Source organism: Rhodospirillum rubrum ATCC 11170, assembly GCF_000013085.1.
Taxonomy (GTDB): Bacteria; Pseudomonadota; Alphaproteobacteria; order Rhodospirillales; family Rhodospirillaceae; genus Rhodospirillum; species Rhodospirillum rubrum.
Window position 1 is genome coordinate 793,001 of the sequence record NC_007643.1, and the last position, 11,827, is coordinate 804,827.

Genomic DNA, 11,827 nt, shown 5'->3' on the forward strand with positions numbered 1-11,827 from the left:
CGCGGAAAAGTGGGTGCCGGTTTTCCGCGCCATCGCCGCTCTAATTTATTGAATCTAGATCAAAGTTTCTGCGTTAAAGGGATCCCGTTTAACGCAGTTTGATCTGAAGCGGCGTCGCCTTTCCCCAAGCGCAAGGCGGTCGCCCGTGGCCTGGAGCGCGCGCGTGAGCATTCTTCCCTTCGATCCCGAAACGGCCCCCCCCGGGCCGCGGCTGACCCTGGTATTGGGCGGGGCGCGGTCGGGCAAAAGCCGGCTGGCCGAGCGTTTGGTTCTGCGCCACGGCGCCCAGGCACTTTACGTCGCCACCGCCGAGGTCGGCGAGGATGGCGAGATGGCCGAGCGGGTGGAGGCCCACCGGGCGCGGCGCGGCGCGGGCTGGACGACGGTGGAGGCGCCAATGAGCCTGCCCGTGGCGCTGATGGCCCATGGCGGCGACGCTCAGCGGCCGATCCTGGTCGATTGCCTGACGCTGTGGCTGTCTAATCTGATGCTGGCCGATCGGCCGGAAGAACCGGCCATCGCCGCCCTGGAAGGGGCCTTGCGCAATGTCCGCTCCCCCGTCGTGCTGGTTAGCAACGAGGTCGGGCAGGGCATCGTGCCGATGGAGGCGCTGAGCCGGCGCTTTCGCGACGCCCAGGGGGTGCTCAATCAGCGCATGGCCACGCTCTGCGGCCGGGTGGTATTATGCGCCGCAGGACTACCCTTGGTTCTTAAAGATCTGCCTGATTTGGAGTGACCGATGAGCGTTTCCGCCCGCCATGCCCCCCGCCGCATTCCCGCCACCGTGATCACCGGCTTTCTGGGGGCGGGCAAGACCACCCTGGTGCGTCATTTGATGGAACATGCCGGCGGCCGACGCATCGCCCTGATCATCAATGAATTCGGCGATGTCGGCATGGACCGCGAGATCCTGGCGGCCTGCGGCGTCGCCGGCTGCGCCGAGGATGACATCGTCGAACTGGCCAATGGCTGCATCTGCTGCACGGTGGCCGATGAATTCCTGCCGACGATGGAGGCGCTGCTCGCCCGGCCGCAGCCGCCCGAGCATATCATCATCGAAACCTCGGGCCTCGCCCTGCCCAAGCCGCTGGTCCGCGCCTTTGATTGGCCCGACGTGCGGGCGCGGGTAACGGTGGACGGGGTGGTGGCGGTGGTCGACGCCCGCTCGGTCCACGATGGCCGCTTCACCGAGGATCCGGCCGGTCTGGCGGCGCGCCGGGCCGCCGATCCGGCGCTTGATCACGACAATCCGCTGGAAGAGGTTTTCGAGGATCAGTTGCTGTGCGCCGATATGGTCGTGCTCAACAAGGTCGATCTGCTGAGCGAGGCCGAGACGGCGGCGCTGATCGCCGAGCTGGGCGGCCGCCTGCGCCCGGGCACCCGGCTGGTGCCCGTGGTCGAGGGCCGGGTCGATCCCGCCGTGGCCCTTGGCCTGATGGCCGGGGTGGAGGACGACCTTGAGGGCCGCCCCAGCCACCACGATACGGCGACCGATCACGACCACGACGATTTCCACAGCTTCGTCGTTGGCCTGGGCGCCGTGGCCGATCCGGCCGAGGCCCGCCAGCGCCTGGGCGCGGTGATCGCCGATCACGACATCTTGCGCATCAAGGGATTTTTGGCGGTGCCGGGCAAGCCGATGCGCCATCTGATCCAGGCGGTCGGCCCGCGGGTTTCGGGCTATTACGACCGGCCGTGGCGGGACGACGAGGCCCGCGAATCGCGATTGGTGGTGATCGGCCTGCGCGGATTGGACGAGGCGGCGATTCGCGGCGCCCTGGTCGGCCTGTAAGCGGCCGGGCCCGTCCCTCCGGGCTTGGTTCGGCCAGTGGTCGGCCAAGCCCGGGGGCGGGAGCCTTTTACGAGACGGGAGTTTTTACGAGACGAAGGTGTGGATGCGCGGCATGTCGCGGCGGCGGCGCGGGCGCGGCCGACAGGTAACCGACAGGCCAAGGCCAAGGGCGCCGATGACCACCCAGGCCGGCCAATCAAGCAGGCGGGCGGCGAGATCGGCGATCGTATTGGCCGAAGCGGCGGGATGGGGAACGCTGCCCGACAACAAGGTCCACACCTCGCGGGTGGCCAATCCATCATAAGACCCCGTTCCAAGGGCCAAAACCGCCTCGCCGGACGCGACGAGAACGGCCACGGTGAGCAGAAGCCACCCTAGGATACGCCCGATTATCATTGCAATTCCGGGGCTACAGACATTTTTTTGAGCGATTGCCGGTAAACTTTGCGCCTAAAGGGTCAGCTATTCAATAGGATTTGTCTTTTGGCGATGCGTTGGTACCAGTGAAATCGGGTGTTGCCAAGGCGGAGTCAAATCGCTATTTTCCGCGACCTGCAAACGTCCGCCGCAAAGCGGACGTCCGAGTCCCCGCCAAGATCAGGGGACTCCCGGTGGAGGGGTGGCCGAGTGGTCGATGGCGCACGCCTGGAAAGTGTGTATACGTCAAAAGCGTATCGTGGGTTCGAATCCCACCCCCTCCGCCATTCCTGCGGTAAGCCGCAGGAATACTAAGTTCCGAGCAGTTTGAGTGGTGCGAACGCCCCCTGTGATCCACGGGGGTGATCCACACATGCTCGGCGCGACCTACGTCAAACGCCATCCCAGGACGGGCGGCTACTACTTCCGACGCCGCGTTCCCGACCATCTCAAGCCGAGCATCGGCACCGTTGAGATCATCAGGTCGCTGGCGACAAAATCGCTCGATGAAGCCAAGCGACTGTCCCGCCCCCTTGCCGACGCCACTGATGCGCTGTTCGAAGAGGCTGAAGGGCTTGGGGGTAGCGAGCGCGTTTCCCAACCCGAAGGCTGGCACAGCGACTTCATTACTAATTGACTGGATAGCGCCTCAGGACGGCGGAGTGATGTCGCCCCTGCCACCGCATCCACCATCGTGTCCGTGCCGCCAGAGGCGTCTACGCCATCCCCTGAGTCTGCACCAGCGCCAATACCGCCTCCTGCCGTCCCCCAACCCATCCAGCAGTCTCAGCCGATTCTGCCGCCGCAGCGTATCGCTACCGTGCAGGAGGTGTTCGACCGCTACCTGAGCAAATTCGACCGACGACCACGCACCGAGCAGGCGTGGCGCAGGCATATGGAGATGTTCCTCGAACTCAGCGGACTAACGTGGGTCGCCCACATCCACACGGTGAACGACGCGCACGTGGAAGATTTCATCCTGGCGCTTCGAAAACTTCCCGCGCGTCGCCAGGGGGCAAATTTCAGAACGCTGACGCTGGCGCAGATGATCGACAAGTTCGGTGCTTCCGCCGATGTGCCAAAGCTTGACCAGCGATCCATCAACGTGAAGATCGACGCCCTTCGGGCAGTCTTCTACTACGCACAGCGGCACAAGTACCGCTTGGACAACCCATTCGTCGGCAAGGTATCGAAGCGGGCGACGAAGCGGGTAAAACCCAAGCCACGACTGCCGTTCGATGCCGATGAACTGGCGTCAATTTTCGGAAACGAAATGTTCCAAATGCCGCCCCACCAGTGGGAGGGCAAGCATTGGCTTACGGTGATCGCCCTGTACGCTGGCGCACGCATGGAGGAGATTGGTCAGCTTCGGGTAATTGACTACCGTATGCGAGATGGCATCACCTACTTTGCCATCACGGCGATGGAGTCTGACGACCGAGATGACTCGCCCAAAAAATCGCTGAAGACGGTTGGCTCTGAACGAGAAATCCCCGTTCACCCAGTCCTGATCCAACTGGGTTTGACCCGACACGTCCAGCGGATGAAAGCAATTGGGGAGTCCCGCATGTTCCCTGACATCCGTGCCAACGGGGAAGAGATCACCACCGCCTATAGCAAGTGGTTCGGTCGGTTCCTGACCAAACTCGGCATCACCTCACCCCAGAAGGTCTTTCATAGCTTCCGACACACATTTAAGGACGCCTGCCGAAACTGCGGCGTCCCCCGCGAGGTGGCGGAGGTGCTGATGGGTCACGCGGGGCGTACCGTGGGGGACAGCTACGGGACGGGGTACAGCTTGGCGGTGCTGGCGTTTGAGGTCCGCAAGATTTCCTTCGGAACCAGATTTGAGTGATGCGATATGCATCGCAATCATTTTAACCGATTCAACTCAGGTGCGCTCGCCTCCTGGGCTACTATGCTTCGAGCAGCACCTACTCAGCGGAGAACGCCATGAGCGACGTAAAATATGATTTGTATACATTCGTCGCGGGAGCCGCCCTGGAGAGCGGAAAACCTTTCCAGCTAAAGTGTAACTGTGGTGGGACGGTAACCATACTGCCACCAATGCAGGAAGAATCTGTGTATTGCCCTTCCTGTGAAGCCCATATCAAGGTTCTCTGCTTGGAGGGCGACCCAGGCTACGTAATCGGTTTGGGCGCAGACGGCAAGCCTATGCTCATTGACGTGCAAGGAAGCAAGAAGACCCCCTCCCATCTTCTCAGCGAGGAGGCTCGCAAGGCGATGTTGGCAAACGTTCCAGAGCATAAGGGGAAATGAATGTCTGTACCCCCTAGTCAATTCATATTGGTAGATGGCAGCGGTCGCACCATAGACCCTGAAGAGTTGCACACCTCCCTCTCGGGGGATGAGTGGCGGTCTATAGTAAATGATGAAGTCGGGTCCATCATATACACTGGAGATTTGGACATATTCTCGGCAGAACCTCTCGAATCAGGTCATTATCTATTGAAAAAGGTTCTTGAAGTTCAAGTTACAAGATTTGGAAAAAAAACCATCAGAAAGCAAATAGGAGCCAAGGTCTTTAGCGTCACTGAGGATGCTGTTTTTGTCGTGCGGGAAGAGAGCGGGCTTAGGAAGGTGTACGCGAAAAACCTCCTACCTGGGTCTATTTTAGTTACAGGCGAAAAGGTATTCCGATGAAATTCAAAAATAAGTTCGAAGAAGATGTTTTTGCAACTGCGCACAAGCACATTGCCAATGCGAGGATTGAACACAACAAAGTCGTCAAGGTCGCCTCAACACATCACCCAGAAATTGCGTCATTCTCGGGTCCACCGAAGAAAGAGGTTGATGTTATCGTTGCCGATATTGGCGGCGTAACTTTGTTGATTAGCTGCAAAGATTATTCAAAAGCCGCCTCTCCGGGAGATGTGCAGGAATGGGATTCCGTCGTAAAGGCAATGAACCAGTACGGTGGTGGTCGGCATTATGTTGGCATAGTAATTTGCTCTTCTGGGTTCTCTGAGGGATGTGAGCCTTGGGCATCGGCAGCAAATCTTATGCTAATTCCACCGTATCGTCCCGAAAGTGATAAGCTGGAACGACATCAAATCTTCTCCATGCTGAATCGAGTGCTTGGGGCGCTTCAGAAGCGAATTGCGATATCTACCAACGGGTTATTCGAAGCTCCAAATCTATACGATTTTGGGTTTAAATTGACCGATGGCTTCGAGGAAATGTGGCGTCGCAAGAAGGAAAGTCAGCGGTATGAATTTGGCGAAGAGCGGTGGATATCGTCGTTTTCAGAGCTTGTAAACAATGTTGTCGGAAAGAATGTTGTTGGACTGAAGGCGACGGATAACTCAGTAATAGTTACCCTCGATCCTCCTTATTGGGTTTCAGTTGGAATTGATAAAATTCACCACTCAAGAAATCAAATTTTCGCCCAAGAAAAATCCGATGAATTTCAATGCCGTAAAAACATGATGGAGCCATCTCCATGCACAAAGTTTCTTGTGGATGAAATTTGCGTTGGAAGAGCAATCAGTTCCGCATGCGATTGGGGAGATTCGTTAGAGTTCGGGATTGATGGCAAATTTAATTTGCGCATCTTCTCGTCCATGCTTTGGATTTACTCAACCGAAAATCCGCCTGAAGCGCATATGCTGTGACTGAAGCCCTTCAGCCTCTTCGAACAGCGCATCAGTGGCGTCGGCAAGGGGGCGGGACAGTCGCTTGGCTTCATCGAGCGATTTTGTCGCCAGCGACCTGATGATCTCAACGGTCCAGCCGATAAAAGGGATAAAAGGGGTCAGATGCGGTAATGGGCCTTGGCCAGGAGTCTAGCCAGGCAAGGTGGCCATCCCCGAAGATGGTGTTGAAGAACCACGGGGTCCGAAGCGATCGGCCCCAAGCATCGACGGGGATAGCCATGGACTACTATGCCGGCATCGACGTTTCATTGGAACTGAGCAGCGTGTGCATCGTGAACCAGGATGGCAAGATCTTTCGGGAAGTGAAGGTGGCGAGCGATCCGGAAGCGCTGATTGGCCTGTTCGGCGGGCTTGGTGTGGCGCTGAGCCGGATCGGCCTGGAAGCCGGACCGTTATCGCAGTGGCTGCACGCCGGACTGACGGCTGGCGGATACGATGTGGTTCTTTTGGAAACCCGTCATGTCAAAGCCGGACTGTCGGCGATGACGGTGAAGACCGACCGCAAGGATGCGCGTGGCATCGCCCATTTGCTGCGGATGGGGTGGTTCCGTCCGGTGCATTGCAAAACCAACTCGGCCCAGGAAATCCGGGTGCTTCTGGTGGGGCGCAAGCTTCTGCAAAGCAAGATGGGAGACCTCGAGCAAGGCATTCGCGGCCTGCTGCGCGGCTTCGGCCTCAAAGTCGGGGTCATTAGCAAGGGGCGGTTCGCCGCCCGCATCCGCGAATTGGTGGCCGGGCAAGCCATGTTGGAAACGGTCGCCGAGCCGATGCTGCGCGCCCGCGATGCCTTGCGTGCGGAATTCACCCTTCTGCATCGCCAGATTTTGGCGATTGTGCGAAAGGACGACCTCTGCCGCCGCCTGATGACGGTGCCGGGCGTCGGCCCCCTGGTGGCGCTTACCTTCAAAAGCGGGATTGATGATCCCAGTCGCTTTACCTCGTCAAAGACGGTCGGCGCCCATTTCGGGTTGACCCCGAAGAAATATCAATCGGGCGAAACCGACATTACCGGAGGCATCACCCGCACCGGCGATGCCATGGTACGGATGGCGCTCTATGAGGCGGCGCAGGTGCTGCTAACCAGATCCCAGCGCTTCTCAAGCTTGAAGCGTTGGGCCTTGGAGGTCGCCAAGCGACGCGGCATGAAGCGGGCCAAGGTGGCCCTGGCCCGCAAGTTGGCCACGGTGCTCCATCGCATGTGGATCGATGGCAGCGACTTCCGTTGGGGGAAGGAGATCACCTCGGCGTAAAAGGAAATAGCTTTCAGGTGGGACTGAACGGTTCCGCCTTCCGAGGTCCCGTCGCCGGGACGCGGAGTCCGTTGAAGCCGCTAAAAGGGTTGTGCTTTGGAGCACGCGGGTCAGATCGGCTCACGGATTCCCTCTGATAGCATGGTGTGGCGGCCACGTGCCGACCACGGACGGAAGCGTGAGACGGCGACGAGACAACTCTCGGGGGTTGACACCAGAAGGCCCATTACGGAAGACCCCCGTTAAGGGGGTTCCCCTTTCAACGATTAACTGTGGTTCCCCATCCGAGGTATGGCGATGGGAGCGGCCTTGTTCGTTGATCGTTGCTTTGATCTGCTGGCGCAGGTTCGAGAAGCTCTCGAACCTGACCACATCGACCGGCGTGTCAAAGCGGATTGAAATCTGCCGGTGGTTGGCCGGGCCAGAAAGGCCGATTATCTGTCCGGTGAAAGGCTGACCAAGATAGCGGCCACGCACCCGATCGTTCAGGGCGAGTTCGGGGGGCGCGTTGCGCAGGGCCAACCGGGCATGGAGCGTGTTCCAATCCCGTGCGCCGCGCTGTTTGGCGATCAACTCCAACGCCTGTGCATGGCTGATCACAGTTCCCTGCGCCCCAAGCGCCGCGCGCAAGGCTTTGGCCTGAGCCTTTGCCTCATCAATGGTCATGCGCCTTCCTCCGCATGGGCGGCCCGTGTGCCAGCGGTGTGTAGGACGTTGCGCCCGATCATCACGGCGAGCATGAGAATGATCGCGTCGGCCATCGGAAAGGCCAACCACATCTCCGACACCCCGAAGCCGATAGAAAGCGCCAATATGAGCAGGGGTGTCAGAAGCCAAGGCTTCACCAAAGTTAGTGCCGCCGTCCGCCCCGGTTGACCAAGAGCGTGGACATATAGCGCCAAGACAAGGACCGGGCCGGAGGCTGCGTAAAACAGCATCATAGGCCGCAATATCTCGGCAACGGCGTCGATCACGGCAGGGTCATCGCTAAACCAACTGCCGAGAGTGGTTCCCGCAAAGACTCCGGCCAACACCACCGGCAGGCACCAGAGGAAAGCCGCTCCCAGCGCCAGCCGCAACGCGGCCCGCGCCCGGTCAGTCCTTCCCGCACCAGCATTGTTGCCGGTAATGCTTTGCGTGGCGAGCGCGATTGCCATCTGCGGTAGAAAGGCAAAGCCTAAAAGCCGCGTCACTACGCCATAAGCGGCGACCAAGGCGTTATAGTCCGTGCCGGCAGAAAGCCGCAGGGACACGATCACGACACTGGCAACCATGGCGATGCCGATGAAACTGAGGCACAGCGGCAGGCCCAGCCGAATGATCTGTGACCACGCCCCTAGCCAATTCCGCGCGCGCAGAACGGACAGCGGTAGCAGCCCCTTGCTATGTCCCCTCACGCCAATCACCAGCGCCAAGCCAAGGGCTTGCGCTGCAACCGTGCCAAGGGCAGAACCGGAAATCCCGAGGCCAAGCACCACGATCCCCAACCCGTTCGCGCCGATATTGAAGAGATTGACCAACACGGACAGGGCGGCGATCAGACCAGCCCGACCCTCGTTACGCAGGGCATCGGCATGGACGCCAAGCATCAGTTGCGCCGGCGCGCCAAGAATCATGATCTGCAGATAATCCTGCGCCAATCCGGCGACCTTGGGATTGCCTGCGGCCATAGAGTCGACAAGCGCAGCGCCAACCACCGCCCATAGCACGACAAGACCAACCGAAATCGCCAACACCAGCCCATGGGTCTCGGCAAAGATGCGCCCGGCAGCTCCGCGATCTCCGGCACCTAGATACCGCGCCATCAGGCTCGACATGCCGCCGCCCGTCAAGGTCGTCAGCGCCGAAAGCACCATAGCCACCGGAAAGGCCAAGCTTACCGCCGCGAGCGCGTCGGACCCGATGAAGTGGCCGACGAAAATCCCATCGACAACATTAAGAACCCCGCCCATCGACATGACCACGGCCATAGGAAGGGCGTTTGACACAAACAGCCGCCCGATAGGGACGGTCAGAAAAGGATTAACCTGTTGGGCAGCGTGCCGCGCAGACATCGCTCACTCCTCTTGGAAGGCATTTCAAGGTGGAATGGGGGCCTGCATTGCCCACCGCGCGAAATGCTTCGAGGGTGAGGTGTCTTGTCGATCCGGGCTTCACCGTGACTTGCGTCCGCAGGCGGCAGGTGCCGGAACCTTGGCCGCCAGACATAGGGGATGGGAGCTGTCCGGTCAATCATAAGCGATTAAAGGGGTCCCCCTTTCAGACCGCTCTTTCTCATCGGCCTCACCGCTCGCGGCCGGGGGCGATCAGGCGTACCGCATCGGCGACGCGGGGGGCGATGTCCCAGGCGGGCAGCGGTTCACGCAAGCCGAGCGTGATCTGACGAAGCGGTTCGGCAATGACGGCCGACAGCAGAAGGTCCGCGACCCTCTCCGCGGGGATGGGCAACGGGAGGCGTCCCGCCGAGGCCTGCTGGTCGAGCCATCGCGCCAGTTCCCTTCGGGAACGCTCGATGCCATTGGCGTTATAGGCGGGCAGAAAGCGGTTCCGGAGGTCGGCGTCGCTGGCCAGCATTCGAAACAGGCTGACCGCCTCCCGGCTCAGCACGGCCTGGGCGATATCGTACACGATACGCTCCAAAGCGGCCGCGGCATCCTGCGGGTCGGCCTCGAAGCCCGGGAAGATCGGGGCTATCCAGCTCTCCACGAGCAGGCCGATCAGGTCGGCGCGACCGCTGGCAAATCGATACAGCGTCTTCTTGGCGATGCCGGCTTCCGAGGCGACTCCCTCCATGGTCATGGCGGCGGCGCCGCCGCTCGACAGCAGGCGCTGCGCCGCGCCGACGATGCTCTCTCGCACCACCGCATCGGGAACGGCCGGTCTCCCCCGGTTTCGTTGTTCGACCATCACCACCGACCCCTTTTTTCTTGACAGATCCCGGAGCGAATCCTACCTCAAATTAGGAAACGATAAACGTTTCTTAAATGGCACTGGAGGTTCGCATGTCCTTGTTCCTAGACCGCTTCGGGATGGCTTCTCAAGAGATGGATGCCCTGCTCGTTCCCCACCCTTTGCGCATCGAGACCGGTATCGAGCGGTTGAGCGGCGACGTGCTGCGCGTCGAGGTTCGCACCGACCTGCCAAACTGCAAGGGCAGGATGCTCGACTGGTGGTTCAAGGAATTCGACACCACCCAGCATCTTCTGTGGTGGCATCCGACCGATCATGTCGAGCATCGCGGCTGGAGTGCACAGTGGCGCAAGGGGCGCAGCTATGTCGGAGCGACGATTCGTGCGGTCGAGGCCTTGGGAGCCATACCGCCGGTCGCGGCGGTGATTCGGTTCCATGATCCCCGGGACGCTTTCTCGCCCGGCGCCTATGCCGCCGCTTGCCAGGCGGGCGAGGTGTCGCTGGCGATTGTCGCAAGGATCGGCTTTGGCGATGATGTCGCCCTTGACGCGGCGGGGGATCCCCTCCAAGGCGCCATGGTGCACGTTTTGCGCGATACCGCCTTCGGCGCCGTGCTGCGGAGCTGTTTCCTCCTCGCTCCGGTCGAGGGAAAAAGTGTTTCCGACGAAATCGGCCTGGGGCTTCTCCAGCATTGTCACTGCGAATTCGGATATCTTTCGCGCTGTTTACCGTCGCTCTACTGGGCGGATCCGGCCAACCGCGCCGACGTTCCGGCACTGTGGTAACCAGCGGCGGAGCGGTGCGGCATCGACTGAAAGCGACTATCGCGACTATCGGGGTCTGCCCCCTTTTATCATTAGACTCTGGCCGCTTAATCCCGGCGATCGGGCCCCCGTCCTTCCCCCTTCGCCGTTCCTCTCCCCCCCCCCGGCCTTCGCCCTTGGCGAGGGGCGGGCTTGGGGCTATCTGTAGGGGAGGGGTTTTTCATGGGATCAGGATGCCGGCCGATGTCGCTTTTTTCGAAGATGCGCCCGCTGTCGGCGGCGCCCCGGGCCTGGGTTTTGGCGGTGCTGGTGGTGGCGGCGCCCGGGCTGGCGGCGGCGGCGGAAGGGGGGGACGCGGCGCGACTCGATCGCTGCAAGACCGCCCATGCCGGCTGCGTGGCCGCCTGCCAGTCGCTGGAAAGCGAGGACTCGGCGCGGGCGGGATGTTCGGCGCGCTGCGCCGCCGATCGCGGGGTCTGCGAAGCCGGCAAGGGGCTTGATAGCTTGGCCGAGCAGAGCGCCCGGGTGAAGGGCTTTCTCGATGGCCTGACCGGCAAGGACGGCACGCCGGGCCCCGCCCTGCCGCCCGGTCCCAGCGCCGCCGAATGCGATGCCGGTCAGGATCTGTGCTCGGCCAGCTGCGGCGCGACCCATGCCGGCGACGAGGCGGCCTTGGCCGGCTGTTCTAGCCGCTGCATGGCCGATACGGCGATCTGCAAGGCCGAGGCCGGCCTGCGCGCCGCCGCGCCCAAGGCCAAGGCCGAGGTCAACCGCTGGACGCGGTTCCTGGAGGGCTTCCTCGATCGCAAGGGCGGCGACAACGCGCCGCTCGGCCCGGCGCCGGGCGAGGAGGGCGATGGCGAGTCCTCCGAAAAGCCGCTTGATATCTGAGCCAAGACCGTCTTCAAGGTCGTCCCCAAGTTCGCGCTTTGTCCCGATCCACGCGGTATGTGAATTGTGGTGTCGGGCGCGGCCCCGCCGCATATGGTAGGCTGGCTGGCTTTTTCTATTCCTCGC

The 11,827-nt window shown here is 61.1% G+C and carries 15 protein-coding genes and 1 tRNA gene; 11 read left to right on the top strand and 5 right to left on the bottom strand.

The features are described 5' to 3' along the window. The first annotated feature begins 163 nt into the window (after window positions 1–163). Together cobU and cobW are read left to right on the top strand one after the other, a co-directional pair. On the top strand, window positions 164–736 hold the full coding sequence (gene cobU, locus RRU_RS03485) for a bifunctional adenosylcobinamide kinase/adenosylcobinamide-phosphate guanylyltransferase (RefSeq protein ID WP_011388428.1): 573 nt from the start codon (window positions 164–166) through the stop codon (window positions 734–736). Between the two features lie 3 nt (window positions 737–739). Continuing rightward, window positions 740–1,792 (top strand): cobalamin biosynthesis protein CobW, encoded by a 1,053-nt coding sequence (gene cobW / locus RRU_RS03490; RefSeq protein WP_011388429.1) that lies wholly within the window; start codon window positions 740–742, stop codon window positions 1,790–1,792. Between the two features lie 84 nt (window positions 1,793–1,876). Here cobW and RRU_RS03495 read toward each other — a convergent pair whose 3' ends face one another. Beyond that, on the bottom strand, window positions 1,877–2,188 hold the full coding sequence (locus RRU_RS03495) for a hypothetical protein (protein WP_011388430.1): 312 nt from the start codon (window positions 2,186–2,188) through the stop codon (window positions 1,877–1,879). Window positions 2,189–2,405: 217 nt separating this feature from the next. Here RRU_RS03495 and RRU_RS03500 point away from each other — a divergent pair. The 6 genes from RRU_RS03500 (at window position 2,406) to RRU_RS03525 (ending at window position 5,844) form a co-directional block, all read left to right on the top strand. After that, a tRNA-Ser gene (locus RRU_RS03500) sits at window positions 2,406–2,496 on the top strand. Window positions 2,497–2,582: 86 nt separating this feature from the next. Continuing rightward, a complete protein-coding gene (locus tag RRU_RS03505) occupies window positions 2,583–2,846 on the top strand; it encodes a DUF6538 domain-containing protein (RefSeq protein ID WP_014625989.1) in 264 nt (87 codons plus the stop codon). A gap of 192 nt (window positions 2,847–3,038) precedes the next feature. Continuing rightward, window positions 3,039–4,064: a site-specific integrase gene (locus RRU_RS03510; RefSeq protein ID WP_162470600.1), complete on the top strand. Its 1,026-nt coding sequence runs from the start codon at window positions 3,039–3,041 to the stop codon at window positions 4,062–4,064. A gap of 98 nt (window positions 4,065–4,162) precedes the next feature. Beyond that, a complete protein-coding gene (locus tag RRU_RS03515) occupies window positions 4,163–4,489 on the top strand; it encodes a hypothetical protein (protein WP_014625991.1) in 327 nt (108 codons plus the stop codon). Beyond that, complete coding sequence (locus RRU_RS03520) at window positions 4,490–4,873, top strand: hypothetical protein (protein WP_148265469.1); 384 nt, start codon at window positions 4,490–4,492, stop codon at window positions 4,871–4,873. It begins immediately after the preceding gene. Continuing rightward, complete coding sequence (locus RRU_RS03525) at window positions 4,870–5,844, top strand: restriction endonuclease (protein ID WP_011388433.1); 975 nt, start codon at window positions 4,870–4,872, stop codon at window positions 5,842–5,844. Before RRU_RS03520 ends, RRU_RS03525 begins: the two co-directional genes overlap by 4 nt. Here the strand turns inward: RRU_RS03525 and RRU_RS20175 are convergent. After that, window positions 5,809–5,988, bottom strand: coding sequence for a DUF6538 domain-containing protein (locus RRU_RS20175; protein ID WP_330981764.1), 180 nt, complete (start codon window positions 5,986–5,988; stop codon window positions 5,809–5,811). The genes RRU_RS03525 and RRU_RS20175 overlap by 36 nt on opposite strands. A 116-nt stretch (window positions 5,989–6,104) precedes the next feature. On the opposite strand from RRU_RS20175, the gene RRU_RS03530 reads away from it, so the two are divergent. Continuing rightward, a complete protein-coding gene (locus tag RRU_RS03530) occupies window positions 6,105–7,136 on the top strand; it encodes an IS110-like element ISRhru3 family transposase (protein ID WP_011388434.1) in 1,032 nt (343 codons plus the stop codon). Window positions 7,137–7,256: 120 nt separating this feature from the next. Here RRU_RS03530 and RRU_RS03535 read toward each other — a convergent pair whose 3' ends face one another. The 3 genes from RRU_RS03535 to RRU_RS03545 form a co-directional block, all read right to left on the bottom strand. Then, window positions 7,257–7,802 (bottom strand): glyoxalase superfamily protein, encoded by a 546-nt coding sequence (locus RRU_RS03535; RefSeq protein ID WP_011388435.1) that lies wholly within the window; start codon window positions 7,800–7,802, stop codon window positions 7,257–7,259. Further along, window positions 7,799–9,190, bottom strand: coding sequence for an MATE family efflux transporter (locus RRU_RS03540; RefSeq protein WP_011388436.1), 1,392 nt, complete (start codon window positions 9,188–9,190; stop codon window positions 7,799–7,801). The genes RRU_RS03535 and RRU_RS03540 overlap by 4 nt, the downstream gene beginning before the upstream one ends. Before the next feature lie 229 nt (window positions 9,191–9,419). After that, the gene (locus RRU_RS03545) at window positions 9,420–10,043 is read right to left on the bottom strand and encodes a TetR/AcrR family transcriptional regulator (protein ID WP_011388437.1); all 624 of its coding nucleotides are present in this window, start codon (window positions 10,041–10,043) and stop codon (window positions 9,420–9,422) included. A 95-nt stretch (window positions 10,044–10,138) separates the two neighbouring features. Here RRU_RS03545 and RRU_RS03550 point away from each other — a divergent pair, with 95 nt between their 5' ends. Both RRU_RS03550 and RRU_RS03555 read left to right on the top strand, forming a co-directional pair. Further along, window positions 10,139–10,831 carry a DAPG hydrolase family protein gene (locus RRU_RS03550; protein ID WP_011388438.1) on the top strand — a complete coding sequence of 231 codons (693 nt, stop codon included), beginning with the start codon at window positions 10,139–10,141 and terminating at the stop codon, window positions 10,829–10,831. Window positions 10,832–11,053: 222 nt separating this feature from the next. Beyond that, window positions 11,054–11,701: a hypothetical protein gene (locus RRU_RS03555; protein WP_014625994.1), complete on the top strand. Its 648-nt coding sequence runs from the start codon at window positions 11,054–11,056 to the stop codon at window positions 11,699–11,701. Window positions 11,702–11,827: the final 126 nt, after the last annotated feature.

Excerpts from the sequence above, each read along its gene's own strand:
- cobW (WP_011388429.1), top strand. The coding sequence starts at position 740 with ATGAGCGTTTCCGCCCGCCATGCCCCCCGCCGCATTCCCGCCACCGTG.
- RRU_RS03495 (WP_011388430.1), bottom strand. The coding sequence starts at position 2,188 with ATGATAATCGGGCGTATCCTAGGGTGGCTTCTGCTCACCGTGGCCGTT.
- RRU_RS03505 (WP_014625989.1), top strand. The coding sequence starts at position 2,583 with ATGCTCGGCGCGACCTACGTCAAACGCCATCCCAGGACGGGCGGCTAC.
- RRU_RS03515 (WP_014625991.1), top strand. The coding sequence starts at position 4,163 with ATGAGCGACGTAAAATATGATTTGTATACATTCGTCGCGGGAGCCGCC.
- RRU_RS03520 (WP_148265469.1), top strand. The coding sequence starts at position 4,490 with ATGTCTGTACCCCCTAGTCAATTCATATTGGTAGATGGCAGCGGTCGC.
- RRU_RS03525 (WP_011388433.1), top strand. The coding sequence starts at position 4,870 with ATGAAATTCAAAAATAAGTTCGAAGAAGATGTTTTTGCAACTGCGCAC.
- RRU_RS03530 (WP_011388434.1), top strand. The coding sequence starts at position 6,105 with ATGGACTACTATGCCGGCATCGACGTTTCATTGGAACTGAGCAGCGTG.
- RRU_RS03535 (WP_011388435.1), bottom strand. The coding sequence starts at position 7,802 with ATGACCATTGATGAGGCAAAGGCTCAGGCCAAAGCCTTGCGCGCGGCG.
- RRU_RS03540 (WP_011388436.1), bottom strand. The coding sequence starts at position 9,190 with ATGTCTGCGCGGCACGCTGCCCAACAGGTTAATCCTTTTCTGACCGTC.
- RRU_RS03545 (WP_011388437.1), bottom strand. The coding sequence starts at position 10,043 with ATGGTCGAACAACGAAACCGGGGGAGACCGGCCGTTCCCGATGCGGTG.
- RRU_RS03550 (WP_011388438.1), top strand. The coding sequence starts at position 10,139 with ATGTCCTTGTTCCTAGACCGCTTCGGGATGGCTTCTCAAGAGATGGAT.
- RRU_RS03555 (WP_014625994.1), top strand. The coding sequence starts at position 11,054 with ATGTCGCTTTTTTCGAAGATGCGCCCGCTGTCGGCGGCGCCCCGGGCC.